Genomic DNA, 14,270 nt, shown 5'->3' with positions numbered 1-14,270 from the left:
TTCAATGGGTTTGATAATAAAAGGTAAGATATCTTGAGATTTTTTTATGATGCACGCTGGATTGGCGAACATGGTATCGGGCGTGTGGCGCGGGTATTGGACGAGGCATTGCAACTACCCCACCTCGATATCAAAGGCTCGCCTTCGTCCCCACTGGACACACTGTTTTTATGGTTCGCTTCGCTGAAGAACATCCCCATCGGTGAAGGTTTGTTCACTCCTGGCTATAACGCGCCATTATTCATATCGCGTCCGTTCGTATTCACGATTCATGATCTGAACCATATCGACCGTCCAGAAAATTCCAGCTTCCTGAAAACGGTATATTATTCGCTGATCATGCGGCGTGCCTGCCGCAAGGCTGCAGCCGTACTGACCGTTTCCGAATTTTCTCGGCAACGCATCATTGATTGGGCCGGCATTGCGCCGTCCAAGGTCATCAATATCGATAATGGCGTCGATCCTGCTTACAATGTTCATGCCCTGGCGTATCAGCCGGGCTTTCGTTATTTGTTGAGTGTCAGTAATCGCAAACCGCACAAGAACGAACCACGTATCGTCAAGGCTTTTGCGGCTGCCGCCATCGATGTGGATGTTCGCCTGTTATTTACAGGCAAGCCGACCGACGAGTTGTTGTTGCAACTGGCCCGCTCGCTGGGTGTTGAGTCACGCTTGGTATTTGTAGGAAGGGTGGCGGAAGAGGATCTGCCAGGGTTGTATCGTGGTGCAATGGGCCTTGTGTTTCCTTCTCTGTACGAAGGATTCGGCTTGCCTGTTATTGAGGCAATGTCGTGTGGCACACCGGTGCTGACTGCCAATACGACATCGCTGCCTGAAGTTGCTGGCGATGCTGCCTTGCTGGTCAATCCGGATTCCATCGAAGAGATTGGGAAAGGTATCGAGGCACTTTGCAACGATCAAACCTTGCGTAAGGAACTGAGCGCAAAGGGACTGCTGCAAGCCGCCAGGTTTTCCTGGCCGGCGACCGTCGAAAAAGTCAGGTGGGCCTTGGCGAGTGTCTCTAGGTAGGTAGAAATATCGATGAGTGCCAGCCATGGTGCGTCGGTGTTTCTTGCGTATGCCTCCGAACTGGCTGGAGAAGTACGGTATTCAAATTTTCCCTGATGGGATGTGGTATTGCAGGTAGGATGTTTTTATGTTGGCGTATGATCGCCGGTACCATCCTGCCTGACCTTGTTGAAAGATGAAATAAAATGAAGGTGGCTCTGGTTCATTATTGGTTGTTAACCATGCGCGGTGGCGAGCGCGTCTTGCAGGCGCTGGCCGAAATGTATCCGGACGCCGATATTTATGCGCATGTAATTGATCGGGAAATGGCACAGAAAGAATTCCCTGGTCACAAATTATATGAGACGTTCATTTCTCGTCTGCCGTTTGCCAAGCGTCTGTATCAGAATTATCTGCCATTGATGCCGATGGCTTTGGAACAGATCGATTTCAGTGGCTATGATTTGGTTATATCGAGCGAAAGTGGCCCGGCCAAAGGCATCGTGGTGCCGCCAGGCGTGGTACATATCTGCTATTGCCACTCTCCCATGCGTTATGCATGGGATATGTACCACGAGTATCGAAGAAATGCTGGCTTGTTAAAATGCTTGTTGATGCCGATATTGATGCACCGTATCCGCATGTGGGATGCGCTCAGTTCGATGCGAGTGGATAATTTTATTGCGAATTCAGGTTTTGTTGCAGAGCGTATTCGTAAGTACTATCGTCGTGAAACCGAGGTCATTCATCCACCGGTTTCCAGTGATGATTTTTATATCGCTTCCCAAGTATCGGACTACTATCTGCTTCTGGGGCAACTGGTGCCGTATAAGCGCGCTGATTTGGCGGTTGAGGCATTCAATCAGAGCGGTAGGAAATTGATTATCGTTGGCGAAGGCGAAGAATTGAATCGACTGAAGAAACTGGCGGGTTCAAATGTGACCTTCCTTGGCCGTCAATCATTTGCCAATATTAAAAAGCTGTATGCGGAGTGTCAGGCCTTGATTTTTCCAGGCGTGGAAGACTTTGGTATCGTACCCCTGGAAGCGATGGCATCTGGCCGTCCGGTGATTGCGCTGGGCAAAGGCGGTGCGATGGAAACTGTAGTAGCTGGAAAAACCGGCGTGTTCTTTTTTGAAAGTACCGTTGCGTCCCTGAATGATGCTGTTCAATATTATGAACAACACCGCGCGCAATTTGATTCTCAGACGATACGTGCGCATGCAGAAACATTTTCTGTGAAGATCTTTAAGGAAAATATGCGTGTCTTCATTGAAAAAGCACAAAAAAAGCATCGATTTCAGGAGTAATTGTGTAAGTTGAATCGTATTTCCCGCCTCCCTGACGCATCAGGATGATCTATGCTGGCAGCGATGTGTTCAGGAAAATGCGAGGTGATCTCTCGCGAGACGACCATCTAGCCTGCCGTGAATGTGCTTCAATGGCAAGCATGCTGGCCAGAGACATCAGTTTGCTAATGGGTAAGCGATCCATCAACCTCAACCTTTCCCGCTGATCTGACTGGCGGCATGATGATGGTGTTGCGGTCGACGCATTACGAGCCTGTTCAGGTTGCTTAGGTGGAGCGCTACCATTTATCTACCTATTGATTGCAATGAAAGGACAACCGCATATACGGAACCTGATTTGGTGCGAGTTGACCGCTATTGACGGCTGAAGGAGGTTGGTGATCACCCGAGAGAGTGGAAATGTCAGATGAAAACAGTCTTTTGTAATGGACATTTTCACGACCTGAGAGCTAATGTCTATTCTTAGAATTACATGGCCGGAACAGTCATACAGGTGATAGTCTGCCCCCATTTCGCCAATGACTTAAGTACACCCTGAAACATCACTTTGTCGGGCACTTCTCCTTCTTGGCCTTTGATTCTTCATGAGGTCGATTTCTCAAATCGTGGCTATTTGAAATCGCTTTAAATTGTAGCCCGTTTCAGTCCTGGCATAGCTTCAAGGCTTCCTGCCATTGGGGCAAGCCGCAAAAAGTATCCATCAGGCGTTGTGAGGACAGCACAGAATTGGTGGGACGTTTCGCCGGCATCGGATAGTTTTTGGCCTCTATCGCATTTAAACGTGGTTTCCTATGCACGGATGCATGGGCCATGATCGCTTCGGTAAAACCAAACCAGCTGGTCCATCCTTGCGCCGTCAAATGATACAGACCGGAGTGTGCCTGCCACCATGCTTGCTGGTCGCTTGCCGTTGGGCTTTGCGCCACGATATGGGCGGTGGTATCGGCGATGGTACGACTCCACGTCGGTGCGCCGAACTGATCGGAAACGATACTCAGTTCTTCGCGTTCCTGTGCCAGGCGCAGCATGGTCAACAGAAAGTTCTTGCCATGGGTGCTATAGACCCAGCTGGTGCGCAAGATCAGGTGCGGGATGCCGGTGACCTGGATCGCCTGTTCGCCGGCCAACTTGCTGCTGCCGTAGACATTGATCGGGCAGGTCTGATCGTTTTCGACGTAGGGACCATCTTTCGAGCCATCAAACACGTAGTCGGTGCTGTAATGGATCATCGCGGCGCCCAGCTTTTTTGCTTCTTCCGCCATCACGCCAGGCGCTTCGCCGTTGATGCGTAGTGCCAGTTCAGGTTCGCTCTCGGCCTTGTCCACGGCGGTGTACGCGGCTGGATTGACGATCAGCGTTGGTTTGACTCGGCGGATCACGTCGCGTACCTGGTCCAGGTCGGCCAGGTCCATCTGGCTGCGGTCCAGCGCGATGATTTCTCCCAGACCTTGCAGGCTGCGTTCCAGTTCGTAGCCGATCTGGCCGGTTTTTCCTGTAATTAAGATACGGCTCATATTTGTTTCCATGAACGGGGAAGCGGCAGTGTTGCAGTGCTCAGGCGAAAACGTCGGCATTGGCCAGCAATGTGCCGACTTTGTCTTTGTCCGACAGTAGCGGTGCGCCGTCCAGCGGCCAGTCGATGCCGATCGCAGGGTCATTCCACAGGATGCTGCGCTCGAATTCCGGCGCCCAGTAGTCGGTGGTCTTGTACAGGGACTCTGCGCCGTCGCTGGTGACCATGAAGCCGTGGGCGAAACCTTCGGGTATCCATAGCTGGCGTTTGTTGGCGGCCGACAGCACGACGCCGGCCCACTTTCCGAAAGTTGGTGAACTTTTGCGCAGGTCAACGACGACGTCGAACACTGCACCGGCGGTGACGCGTACCAACTTGCCTTGTGGTTGCTGGATCTGATAATGCAGGCCGCGCAAGACGCCCTTGGCTGACTTGGAGTGGTTGTCCTGCACGAAGTCGCGCGTGACGCCAGTCAGTTCGGTAAAGCGCTTCTGGTTAAAACTCTCATAGAAAAAGCCGCGGTCGTCACCGAACACCGTCGGTTCGAGTATCAGCACGTCAGGAATTGCTGTGGTCTGGATGTGCATGGTATTTCGGCATCACTTGAACTAGGTAGATAGTACGGCACACCTCAGAATATCTGGTCGTTGAGCAGCTGCAACAGATACTGACCATAGGCGTTCTTCTTCAACGGCAGGGCCAGTTGCTCCAGCTTGGCGGCATCGATATAACCTTTGCGATAGGCGATTTCCTCCGGACAGGCCACTTTCAAACCCTGGCGGTTTTCGATGGTGGCGATGAACTGGCCCGCTTCCAGCAAGGATTCATGCGTGCCGGTATCGAGCCAGGCCATGCCGCGCCCCATTATTTGAACATTCAACTGTCCGCTCTCCAGGTAAGTGCGGTTGACATCCGTGATTTCCAGCTCGCCCCGTGGTGACGGAGCGATGCCGGCGGCAATATCGCACACCTGGCTGTCGTAGAAATACAGGCCGGTAACGGCGAAGTTCGATTTTGGCTTGAGCGGTTTTTCTTCGATGCTGACCGCGCGCCGTTGGGCGTCGAATTCAACCACGCCATAGCGTTCCGGATCGGTGACATGATAGGCGAATACGGTGGCGCCGCTTGTGCGTGCCGATGCTTGCCGCAATTGCGATTCGAAGTCGTTGCCGTAAAAAATGTTGTCGCCCAAAATCAGCGCCGATGGTGCATCGCCGACAAACTCTTTGCCAATAATGAACGCCTGCGCCAAACCATCCGGGCTGGGCTGCACAGCGTAGCTTAGGCGGATACCCCACTGGCTGCCGTCGCCCAGCAATTCCTGGAAGCGCGGTGTATCTTGTGGTGTAGAAATGATCAGGATGTCGCGTATGCCGGCCAGCATCAAGGTGGTCAGCGGATAGTAAATCATCGGCTTGTCATACACGGGCAGCAGCTGCTTCGATACGGCCATGGTGACGGGATACAGGCGCGTGCCCGAACCACCGGCCAGGATGATGCCTTTGCGTTCAATGGCGGTACCCATTATTGCTGCTCCTGGGCTGTATCGCGTGCCGCATAGTTTTTTTCTACCCACTTCAGGTAGTCTCCCGACTGCACGTCGCGTACCCAGGCCTGGTTGTCCAGGTACCACTGCACCGTCTTGCGTATGCCGGTGGCGAAGGTTTCGGCCGGCTTCCAGCCCAGTTCGCGCTCGTCTTGCGTGCATCGATGGCATAGCGGCGGTCATGGCCAGGGCGGTCCTGCACATAGGTGATTTGTTCGCGGTAGCTGCCGGCAGCTTTCGGATCGAGCGTGTCGAGGATATCGCACAGGGTGTGCACGACTTCCAGGTTGGCCATTTCATTCCAGCCGCCCACGTTGTAGACCTCGCCCAGACGTCCCGCCTCGAGCACGCGGCGGATTGCCGAGCAATGGTCGCCCACGTACAGCCAGTCGCGCACCTGCATGCCATCGCCATAGATAGGCAAGGCTTTGCCGGCACGGGCATTGCTGATGATGAGCGGAATCAGTTTTTCCGGGAAATGGAACGAGCCATAGTTGTTCGAGCAGTTTGTGGTGAGCACCGGCATGCCGTAAGTATGGAAGTAGACGCGCACCAAGTGGTCAGACGCCGCTTTCGATGCCGAGTACGGGCTGTTTGGCGCATACGGCGTCGTTTCCGTGAATGGCGGGTCATTCGGTCCCAGGGTGCCATAGACTTCGTCGGTCGAGACGTGCAGGAAGCGGAAGCCGTCCCTGGCTTCGCCCGCCAGGCCGGACCAGTAAGCGCGTGCCGCTTCGAGCAGGCTGAAGGTGCCGTTGACGTTGGTCGAAATGAATTCGCCGGGGCTATGGATCGATCGATCGACATGGCTTTCCGCGGCAAAATGCACGATGGCGCGTGGCTGGTATTCTGCCAGCAGGCGAGAGATATGGGCGGTATCGCAAATGTCGCCGCGTACAAAGATATGCCGCGGGTCTTGCTCCAGGCTGGCCAGGTTGCTGAGATTGCCAGCGTAGGTCAGTTTGTCAAAATTGATTACGGGCTCATCGCTGAGCGCCAGCCAGTCGCGTACAAAATTGGAACCGATGAAGCCGGCGCCGCCAGTCACTAAAATCATGCTGTTATCCTTGTTTACTTGAACATCTTCACGATGCTTCGCTTTTCCTGTTGTTTTGATAACAATGGGAGAAAAAATTTCCGAAATGAAATTATTAAAATTCTATTTGATCATGTTTTTAATACGCGCCATCTTTCTTGAAAATGACCTTTACTGTTTTCAGCAGGATGACAATGTCATTGAATAAAGACCAGTTCTTGACATACCAGGCATCCAGATAAACGCGCGTATCATAGCTGACGTCGTTCCTGCCGCTGACTTGCCATAGGCCCGTGACCCCGGGTTTGGCTTCAAGATAATAGTCGATCTGGTTGCCATAGCGTTCCAGTTCGGCATCGACAACGGGGCGCGGACCGACCAGGCTCATTTCGCCTTTCAGCACGTTCCATAGCTGCGGCAGTTCATCGAGGCTGGTCCGGCGCAGGAAGTGGCCGATCGATGTGATGCGAGGGTCGTTCTTCAGTTTGAAATCACGGTCCCATTCGGCACGGGCTTCAGGATCACGCTCCAGTAGCTCCTTGAGCAAGACGTCGGCATTCACGGCCATGGTGCGGAACTTGTAGCAGAGAAAATGCTTGCCATTCTGGCCCACCCACGCGTTTGTGGCCGTAAAAGATGGGACGGCCCGATGCCAAGACCTTGGCCGCAATCCACAGCAGGATGGGCGCGCCGACGATCAGCACGCAAATCGAGGCCGCCAGATCAAAGCAGCGCTTAATCAGTTGCAAACCTGGTCGCGCCAGGTTGTTGCGCATGGTCAGCAGCAAGACTTCATGTGTAAAGAAATGGTTGACCTCCATACCGTACAGGGGCAGGCCGCGTACGGCTGGTACTACTTGCATATTGGCAACGCAACGGCTGACCTGCTGGATCATGCTTTGATAGGCATCAATGCCGCCTTGCTCCAGGGCGACAACCGTATGCGGGTCGCCCAGCAGCTTGAGTGTTTGTTCCGGGTTCTCACCCAGTTGAATGCAGGGCACAGCTTGCTTGCTGCGATTGACATAATGATGCTCCAGACGGTCTTGGCCTTCCGGGATCAGGAACGCAATCAGGCGATAGCCCATCAATGCTTCCTCATCGAAGGCGCGTGCTGTTTGCAAGGCATTGTCACCCCATCCGATGATGACCATGGGGCGTATCCAGCCGCCCGCTTTCATCAGCAGGTATTTGACCAGGCCGCGCAGCAGCAACACACAGCATGGCACCAGCAGCCAGGTAGCCAAGAGTGCCTCGCGCGAGGAGTCGCGCTTGTCGAGAAAGACCAGGGCCGCGTCGATCAAGCCCATGACCATGGCGATCTTCAGCAGCTCCTTGATTTCATTCGAGTACGGACGGCGTTTGGCATGATGGCCCTTCAGCTTGAAGATCGCCACAGTGACCAGGCATAGCAGGCTGTAGCTGAGCAGGCGTGAGCTATCCAGGCCGAAGCTATTCAAGTCGCTGGTATCGAGGTTCCATTTTCCAGCGAGCCAGAATGCCATGAACATGGCAAGTGCATCGGCAAAGGTGAGGAAATATTTTTCTGCCCTGTTGCTGCAATACCATTTCACTTCTTGTACAAAGATGCCTTCGATTGGTTTCATGATGACTTGCTAAACCTTATAAACTTCTGTGTGAACTCTTGCGGTGCCGCATGCATGGCGATTGTGTGCCGACTTGCTCAAGCGCGGCCGTAGCGATCTTCAAAGCGGACGATATCGTCCTCCCCAAGGTAGCTGCCCGATTGAATTTCAATCAATTCCAGCGGTAGCTTGCCCGGGTTGGCCAGAGAATGGACGACGCCGAGGGGGATATAGGTGGACTGGTTTTCGGTCAGCAAATATTCCTTGTCGCCATTGGTGATCTGGGCTGTGCCGGATACCACGATCCAATGCTCGGCGCGGTGGTGATGCATTTGCAATGACAACTTGGCGCCAGGTTTGACAGTAATCCGCTTGACCTGAAAGCGGTCGCCCTTGCCTATGGAATCATAGGAGCCCCACGGACGGAAGACTTCACGGTGCATGGTGGCCTCGGGACGCTCCCTGGCAATCAGCTGTGCGACCATGGTTTTCGTCTGTTGTGCCTGATCCGCATCCATGACCAGCACGGCGTCGGCGGTTTCCACGATAACGGTATTGCGCATGCCGATGGCGGTGACCAGGCGGCTACTGCTGTGTACCAGGCAATCGTTGCAATCCTGGACCAGCACGTCGCCTTGGGTGCTATTCTGACTGGCACTGGCATCCTTTTCCGTCACGTCGAGTACGGCTTTCCAGGAACCGATATCATTCCAACCGGCATCAAGGGCGATGGTAGCCGCATGGCTGGTGCGCTCCATGACGGCGTAGTCGACGGCGATATCGGGGCTGGCCGCGTAGGCATCCTGGTCCAGGCGGATGAAGTCGAGGTCGCTTTTCGCGGCGCTGATGGCAGCGCGACACGCGGCCAGGACGGAGGGTTGGAAGCGTTCCAGCTCCGCCAGGTAGCGGCTGGCGCGGAACAGGAACATGCCGCTGTTCCAGAAGTAATCACCGCTGGCGATATATTGTTCTGCAAGCGCCAAGGCCGGCTTTTCCACGAATTCAAGTACGCGCTGAACTTGCCCGGTTGCAGTGCCTTCGGTGCGAATATAGCCGTATCCTGTTTCTGGAGACGTTGGTGTGATACCGAAAGTCAACAAATTACCTGCCTCTGCAGCAGTACGCGCCAGCGCGATTGCTCGATGGAAAGCCGGGGTATCCAGAATGACGTGGTCCGATGGCAACACCAACAATAGCGGATCTTCGCCATGCTCCATCGCCTGCAGGGCGGCTGAGGCGATCGCCGGTGCTGTATTGCGGCGCATGGGCTCAAGTAACATGCGACTATGTTCCAGGCCGATTTCACGCACCTGCTCCGCGACAATGAAGCGTGAAGATTCGTTGCATACCAGTAATGCTGGCGACATATTGTCGATGCCGGCCAGACGCTGCAGCGTTTGTTGCAGCATGCTGCCCTGAGTCGACAAGCGCAGAAACTGCTTTGGGAATGCTTCGCGCGAAAGCGGCCATAAACGTGTGCCGGAGCCACCACAAAGAATTACCGGTAGGAGGGGAATAGTCATCATTTATGCTTCAATGTAAATAATATTGGATAGAGCTGAATGATTGGTCATTCGGCATCCACTAAAACTTGCCCGGATTGCCGCGCTCTTCAACAGGAGGCGGACATGCATGCTGCCAAAAAATCAATGTTGCAAGCAGGGGCAGTATTTTAATGAATTACAGGAATCTTTGTATTTTCTCCCGACTCTATGGAATCTGAGAGGCAGGTATTCTAGCGCGTCCTGTATTGTAGTTTGCTCCCCCAGTATTCCCCCTTAGCACACAACGTTTTCAAGCAAAAAAGCAACAAACACGCAGATGGCACTGAGACTGAGAATGAGCACGGCGCCTGCGGCGCAATCCTTGACGGTCTTGATACAGGGATGGAGGGCCGGGTGGATATGATCAATCAAATTTTCGAGGGCGGTGTTGAAGAGCTCCGCCGCTAGGACCATGCCACAGTTGAGCAACAATAAAGCCCACCAGATCATGGCCGGTCGGTTCCAGGCCAGTACGATCAATACCTGAGGGCAGCAAGGCATTGCAGCCGGAAGCTCGATTCCATGCGGAAGGCGGAACTCAAGCCTTGCAGGGCAAACCCCATGCGTTTATGGAAAGGCTGGTTTTTCATTAACTATGCATGATTGGTCAGGGCGACTCATTTTCCTGACGACCGATGCTCTTTCTGAAAACAGATGCGTATCGCCCGCACATGGAGAGGACCAGGTATCAGGAATAGGAAAGACTGGCGTTAACAGCGCGCGCATCATTGAAGAAAAATAAAAAGCCCGTTTTCAAGAAAATGAAAAAGGGCTTTTATCGAGGAAGTGGCGCTTTGTATGACAAGGCTTGCTTCTCGTGGGACCAGGCCAGCGTTGTGCGGCTTGACGTCAGCCCGCTGGCTTGGCCTTGTCTGTCTCAGCCAAAGGCATCAACAGATTACTTGGCGTGGCTTGGGGTCGTGTGCGCGGTGGTCGAGTCCGAGCTTGCTGCACCGGCCACAACGGCAACTGCTGCGCCGATGGCGATCAGGGCGCTCGTGCTCAGGCCGGCAACAGTGCCAGCAGCGGCGGCGCCAGTAGCGCCAGCTGCTGGTGCAGCTGCTGCTGGTGCAGGAGCTGGTGCCGATTGAGCCATGGCTTGTGCGGAAGCGAAGCACAGGATTGCCGAAGCGATCAGAATTTTCTTCATGGGATATCCTTTTAGGTTGAACAGCGGGAATGCTAAACTGTCACTCGATTGTAGCAACATTTCTTCGGCTAGTCTGCGCCACACCGTTCAGGGCGACAATAATTTCTCTTATTTTAGCCGTATTCGAGGTCATTCACTGCACCAAACTTCCCGCGATGTTGTTCAGCATCAACAAAAACGTTGGCGTGCCGATGCGAATTTAATATTTTCTATTCATTTCGGCAAGGATTGCTGATGAATTCAAAAGCGCCGCACAAGTTTGCCAAGTCCTTCCCATCCCGCGTAAAATGCAGGCTTCGCGGGTGTAGCTCAATGGTAGAGCAGAAGCTTCCCAAGCTTACGACGAGGGTTCGATTCCCTTCACCCGCTCCATAGCGTACATCTTGGTGGTGGCCTCAATCTGCCGCTCCACAAAGCATTGCTTGCTCCACAAAAATGCTACATCTATACGATTTTGTCCGGGCTTCACCTGATCGAGGGGGGAGCGCCGGCTATTTTTTTGCGTCCGGGCTTCTTAATAGTAGATGTGTGAGTATCCGTGACATTTCCTGGCGGAACATAGATTAGAATTAATGCAATAATTGGCCATACTGGTCACTGCTATCTATAGGAAATTGCATGGATTTTCACGGAACATTGGATGAGCTGAAGGAGTTGCTTGTTGCTCATGGGGTCGACGGCGAGTGGCAAGTAAAGAACCAGACATTGACCCAGCTGCGCACTCCTGAAAAAGTATTGGTTAACTGGCACCCAATGTCACGTAAGATTAGCGTTCAAGGCGACTATGTACAGTCACAGAGAATAAAGGCACTAATCGGGGCATCTATTGCCTTGCTTCAAATAATCAAAGTAGTGATAAAAAGAAAGAAATTGACTATCAGTATACAAAAATTGATAGTCATCCAATTTCTGAACCTGAATTTCGTTCTGAGTTTGATTCAGAACTTATTATTGGTCTTGTCGGCGCAGTTGGCACTGACCTTTCTGTAATATCGACTATTATTATAGAGCGGTTAGCAACCTTTGGATATGATTGTGAAGTTATAAAAATTTCAAATCATATTATTTCACCATTGGTTAAATTTGTTGCTGAATCATATGCTGATCGAGTAGATAAGTTAATGACTGAAGGTAATGAATTGCGCAGAAAGACAGGAGATTTTGGAATATTGGCGAAGGCCGCAGCAGCACGCATCAATGCTGAAAGAAAGTCGCAAGGTGTTCATGGTGAAAAAATGCCTATGCGAAAGAAGGCATACATCATTAGTTCGTTGAAGCACCCAGATGAAGTCGCCGCATTAAGAAAAATATACTCAAATGGATTTTATTTAATCGGTGTTTATAGCTTGGAGTCTAGGCGTTCAGACTACTTGACCTTGAAGAAAAGCGCGACACTGGACGAGGCTTCTCATCTGATATCTCGCGATGCGGATGAAAAAGATCCACATGGCCAACATACTCGGGATACCTATCACCTTTCAGATTTTTTTGTGGATTTTGGCCCGAATAGTGATAAATTTTTAAATGATATTTGGCGCTTTTTGAATTTGATTTTTGGACAGCCATTCGTTACACCTACTTTTGATGAGTATGCGATGTTCATGGCTTTTTCTGCATCACTTCGATCAGCCGATCTGTCGCGTCAAGTAGGTGCTGTTGTGGCGAAGGACTGTTCGATTGTAGCAACAGGTGCAAATGACGTTCCAAAGTTTGGTGGTGGATTATATTGGCCAGAATACGTCGATGGTGTTGAAATTAAAGATCAAAAAGATGGGCGTGATTATGTCCGTGCTGGCGATACTAATGCGTTAGCGAAAGCTGAAATAAAAATGATATTTTGGAGCAAATTCCTGAGGATAAGCGGGAAGAGTTTAAAGACGTACTAAAAGGAAGCAAATTAAAGGATATTACGGAGTATGGACGTATTGTTCACGCTGAAATGGAAGCTTTGCTTTCTTGTGCGAGGGGCAATATTGCAACTAAAGGGGCGCAAATTTACTGCACTACTTTTCCATGTCATAACTGTGCGAAGCACATGGTTGCGGCAGGAATAAGTAGAGTTGTATATGTGGAGCCATATCCGAAGAGTAGGGCACTTGATTTTCATGATGACTCTATTACATTAGAGCCAGGGAAAAAAGACAAAGTATATTTTGAACCATTTGTTGGTGTTGGCCCGCGTAGTTTTTTTAATTTGTTTTCTGTAAATCTGGGAAGTGGTTATGCAGTAAAGCGTAAGACGAAAGATGGAACGCCTACGACGTGGACCGAAAAAGGGGCAACTTTGCGTATGCAAATGCTTCCGACAAGCTATATTGAGCGTGAGTCGCCACAACTTTTTATGTGAAAGAATGTTTGGAGAAGATAAGTGAAAAGTGAAATGGATTTTTTGAAAAATCTAAGGGATTCTGAAAGTGTTGTGCGTGATTGGCCTGCCTGGAAAAAGGATATTTGGCAAGATGAAGGGAATGGCGCTAAGCTAATTGAACAACAGTCGATGGAGTTTAATCAACTAGCGCAAATTTCTATTTTAAATTTCTCGAATTTACACCACTCAAAATAGGTAGTTTATTTAGCTATTTCGTTGGGGATACTTTTTTCCCTCTTCGCAAGTAGTGTCTTTGGGTGGTTTTGATACTGTCATGGCCTAAGAGATCGCTGGCCGCCTGATCTCCGCGTTCGTCAGACGTGTCATCGGCGGCTTTTGCTCGAAGGTCATAGAACCAAAATTTCTTGATCTCAGGTTGAAGGTTGGGTAGTTTGTTTGCGGCGAGCTTTTTCGCCACATCGAATTGGGAGCGTAGCGCTGGACCAGTCAGACGCTTTCCGTGCGCGTTCACTAGTAACGCAGCAGTGACTATGCTATGAGTGGCTTTGCGGGCCCTGATGCGCTCGACCAACGCTTCCAGTTCGCCGACAACCTTGATGCGCAACGGTTGTTTTGTTTTCTCCTGTGTTACAACAAGATAGCCACCGATGATGTCGCTTTCGGTCATCTTCAACGCATCGGCAGGTCGCTGACCAGTCAAATACGCAAGGTCCATGGCATCGCGCAAGGGAGTGCTGGCATGCGCCCACACCGCATCGAATACAGCATCAGTGATGTAGACCGTGCGTTTGGGCAGCGAATGGCCCTGTATCCCTTCGCATGGGTTTGGCAGATCGGTATAGCCCCAGCCGCGTGCATGATTCCACATGGTCGAAAACACGCGCTTGCATCGATTCGCCGTGGTCGGCTTGTCCGCACGATCGTCCAAGAATTGGCGTATGTGCATCGGCTTGATTTGCGAAAGCGGCGCTTCTGAAAATGCCGCCAGCAGATGCTTGATGTCAGAGCGATACATGCGGGCCGAGCTGGCTGCCAATTTTGGCACGACTTCGACTAGATAGCGGTTTTGCACATCGGAGAACGTCGCACCAGTCATTGGTTCAACCACGATATTAAGCTCAGCATATTTTTTCAGCGCCAGGATGAAGTCAGGCCCAAGTGGAATTTCCTTGCGCGGCTTGTCCTTGGTGTACATGTAGTAGTACACCTTGCCGCTGCGCTGGGTGCGCGGGTGCATGCACGGCGGCA

13 protein-coding genes, 1 tRNA gene and 2 pseudogenes are annotated in these 14,270 nt (G+C 51.8%); 7 read left to right on the top strand and 9 right to left on the bottom strand.

The features are described from left to right. Positions 1–33: 33 nt before the first annotated feature. Together ACQVLG_RS05155 and ACQVLG_RS05150 are read left to right on the top strand one after the other, a co-directional pair. Entirely contained in the window at positions 34–1,029 is a 996-nt protein-coding gene (locus ACQVLG_RS05155) for a glycosyltransferase family 4 protein (protein ID WP_474293218.1), read from the top strand. Positions 1,030–1,214: 185 nt separating this feature from the next. Further along, positions 1,215–2,318: a glycosyltransferase gene (locus ACQVLG_RS05150; protein ID WP_474293216.1), complete on the top strand. Its 1,104-nt coding sequence runs from the start codon at positions 1,215–1,217 to the stop codon at positions 2,316–2,318. Positions 2,319–2,959: 641 nt separating this feature from the next. Here the strand turns inward: ACQVLG_RS05150 and rfbD are convergent. The 8 genes and pseudogenes from rfbD to ACQVLG_RS05110 form a co-directional block, all read right to left on the bottom strand. Beyond that, the gene (gene rfbD, locus ACQVLG_RS05145; RefSeq protein ID WP_474293214.1) at positions 2,960–3,832 is read right to left on the bottom strand and encodes a dTDP-4-dehydrorhamnose reductase; all 873 of its coding nucleotides are present in this window, start codon (positions 3,830–3,832) and stop codon (positions 2,960–2,962) included. A gap of 40 nt (positions 3,833–3,872) precedes the next feature. After that, a complete protein-coding gene (rfbC, locus tag ACQVLG_RS05140; RefSeq protein ID WP_474293212.1) occupies positions 3,873–4,418 on the bottom strand; it encodes a dTDP-4-dehydrorhamnose 3,5-epimerase in 546 nt (181 codons plus the stop codon). A gap of 44 nt (positions 4,419–4,462) precedes the next feature. After that, positions 4,463–5,356 carry a glucose-1-phosphate thymidylyltransferase RfbA gene (gene rfbA, locus ACQVLG_RS05135; protein ID WP_474293210.1) on the bottom strand — a complete coding sequence of 298 codons (894 nt, stop codon included), beginning with the start codon at positions 5,354–5,356 and terminating at the stop codon, positions 4,463–4,465. After that, positions 5,356–6,434: pseudogene (gene rfbB, locus ACQVLG_RS05130) on the bottom strand (dTDP-glucose 4,6-dehydratase). Before rfbB ends, rfbA begins: the two are co-directional and overlap by 1 nt. Positions 6,435–6,552: 118 nt before the next feature. After that, positions 6,553–7,159: pseudogene (locus tag ACQVLG_RS05125) on the bottom strand (sugar transferase); the annotation flags it as partial. Positions 7,160–8,097: 938 nt separating this feature from the next. Continuing rightward, the gene (locus tag ACQVLG_RS05120) at positions 8,098–9,525 is read right to left on the bottom strand and encodes a mannose-1-phosphate guanylyltransferase/mannose-6-phosphate isomerase (RefSeq protein WP_474293208.1); all 1,428 of its coding nucleotides are present in this window, start codon (positions 9,523–9,525) and stop codon (positions 8,098–8,100) included. A gap of 252 nt (positions 9,526–9,777) precedes the next feature. Then, positions 9,778–10,023 carry a diacylglycerol kinase gene (locus ACQVLG_RS05115; RefSeq protein WP_474293206.1) on the bottom strand — a complete coding sequence of 82 codons (246 nt, stop codon included), beginning with the start codon at positions 10,021–10,023 and terminating at the stop codon, positions 9,778–9,780. Positions 10,024–10,441: 418 nt separating this feature from the next. Further along, complete coding sequence (locus tag ACQVLG_RS05110) at positions 10,442–10,693, bottom strand: hypothetical protein (protein WP_230539130.1); 252 nt, start codon at positions 10,691–10,693, stop codon at positions 10,442–10,444. A gap of 298 nt (positions 10,694–10,991) precedes the next feature. Between ACQVLG_RS05110 and ACQVLG_RS05105 the strand changes: the two genes are divergently transcribed. From ACQVLG_RS05105 to ACQVLG_RS05085, 5 genes are all read left to right on the top strand, one after another. Continuing rightward, positions 10,992–11,065: transfer RNA gene (locus ACQVLG_RS05105), tRNA-Gly, on the top strand. A 246-nt stretch (positions 11,066–11,311) separates the two neighbouring features. After that, entirely contained in the window at positions 11,312–11,683 is a 372-nt protein-coding gene (locus ACQVLG_RS05100; protein WP_474293204.1) for a hypothetical protein, read from the top strand. Between the two features lie 131 nt (positions 11,684–11,814). Next, positions 11,815–12,579 (top strand): deoxycytidylate deaminase, encoded by a 765-nt coding sequence (locus tag ACQVLG_RS05095; protein ID WP_474293202.1) that lies wholly within the window; start codon positions 11,815–11,817, stop codon positions 12,577–12,579. Then, positions 12,531–13,040 carry a deaminase gene (locus ACQVLG_RS05090; protein ID WP_474293200.1) on the top strand — a complete coding sequence of 170 codons (510 nt, stop codon included), beginning with the start codon at positions 12,531–12,533 and terminating at the stop codon, positions 13,038–13,040. Before ACQVLG_RS05095 ends, ACQVLG_RS05090 begins: the two co-directional genes overlap by 49 nt. A gap of 21 nt (positions 13,041–13,061) precedes the next feature. Continuing rightward, on the top strand, positions 13,062–13,256 hold the full coding sequence (locus ACQVLG_RS05085) for a hypothetical protein (protein ID WP_474293198.1): 195 nt from the start codon (positions 13,062–13,064) through the stop codon (positions 13,254–13,256). 13 nt (positions 13,257–13,269) lie between these two features. Here ACQVLG_RS05085 and ACQVLG_RS05080 read toward each other — a convergent pair whose 3' ends face one another. Next, positions 13,270–14,259, bottom strand: a complete 990-nt coding sequence (locus ACQVLG_RS05080; protein WP_474293196.1) for a tyrosine-type recombinase/integrase — start codon at positions 14,257–14,259, stop codon at positions 13,270–13,272. Positions 14,260–14,270: the final 11 nt, after the last annotated feature.

The organism is Janthinobacterium sp. TPC_1 (assembly GCF_056037845.1).
Note: the sequence above shows the minus strand (reverse complement) of the source record. Positions and strands in the feature narration are given on the sequence as shown.

Bases quoted from the DNA above. Each gene is read 5' to 3' on its own strand.
- ACQVLG_RS05150 (WP_474293216.1), top strand. From the start codon at position 1,215: ATGAAGGTGGCTCTGGTTCATTATTGGTTGTTAACCATGCGCGGTGGC.
- rfbD (WP_474293214.1), bottom strand. From the start codon at position 3,832: ATGAGCCGTATCTTAATTACAGGAAAAACCGGCCAGATCGGCTACGAA.
- rfbC (WP_474293212.1), bottom strand. From the start codon at position 4,418: ATGCACATCCAGACCACAGCAATTCCTGACGTGCTGATACTCGAACCG.
- rfbA (WP_474293210.1), bottom strand. From the start codon at position 5,356: ATGGGTACCGCCATTGAACGCAAAGGCATCATCCTGGCCGGTGGTTCG.
- ACQVLG_RS05120 (WP_474293208.1), bottom strand. From the start codon at position 9,525: ATGATGACTATTCCCCTCCTACCGGTAATTCTTTGTGGTGGCTCCGGC.
- ACQVLG_RS05110 (WP_230539130.1), bottom strand. From the start codon at position 10,693: ATGAAGAAAATTCTGATCGCTTCGGCAATCCTGTGCTTCGCTTCCGCA.
- ACQVLG_RS05100 (WP_474293204.1), top strand. From the start codon at position 11,312: ATGGATTTTCACGGAACATTGGATGAGCTGAAGGAGTTGCTTGTTGCT.
- ACQVLG_RS05095 (WP_474293202.1), top strand. From the start codon at position 11,815: ATGACTGAAGGTAATGAATTGCGCAGAAAGACAGGAGATTTTGGAATA.
- ACQVLG_RS05080 (WP_474293196.1), bottom strand. From the start codon at position 14,259: ATGCACCCGCGCACCCAGCGCAGCGGCAAGGTGTACTACTACATGTAC.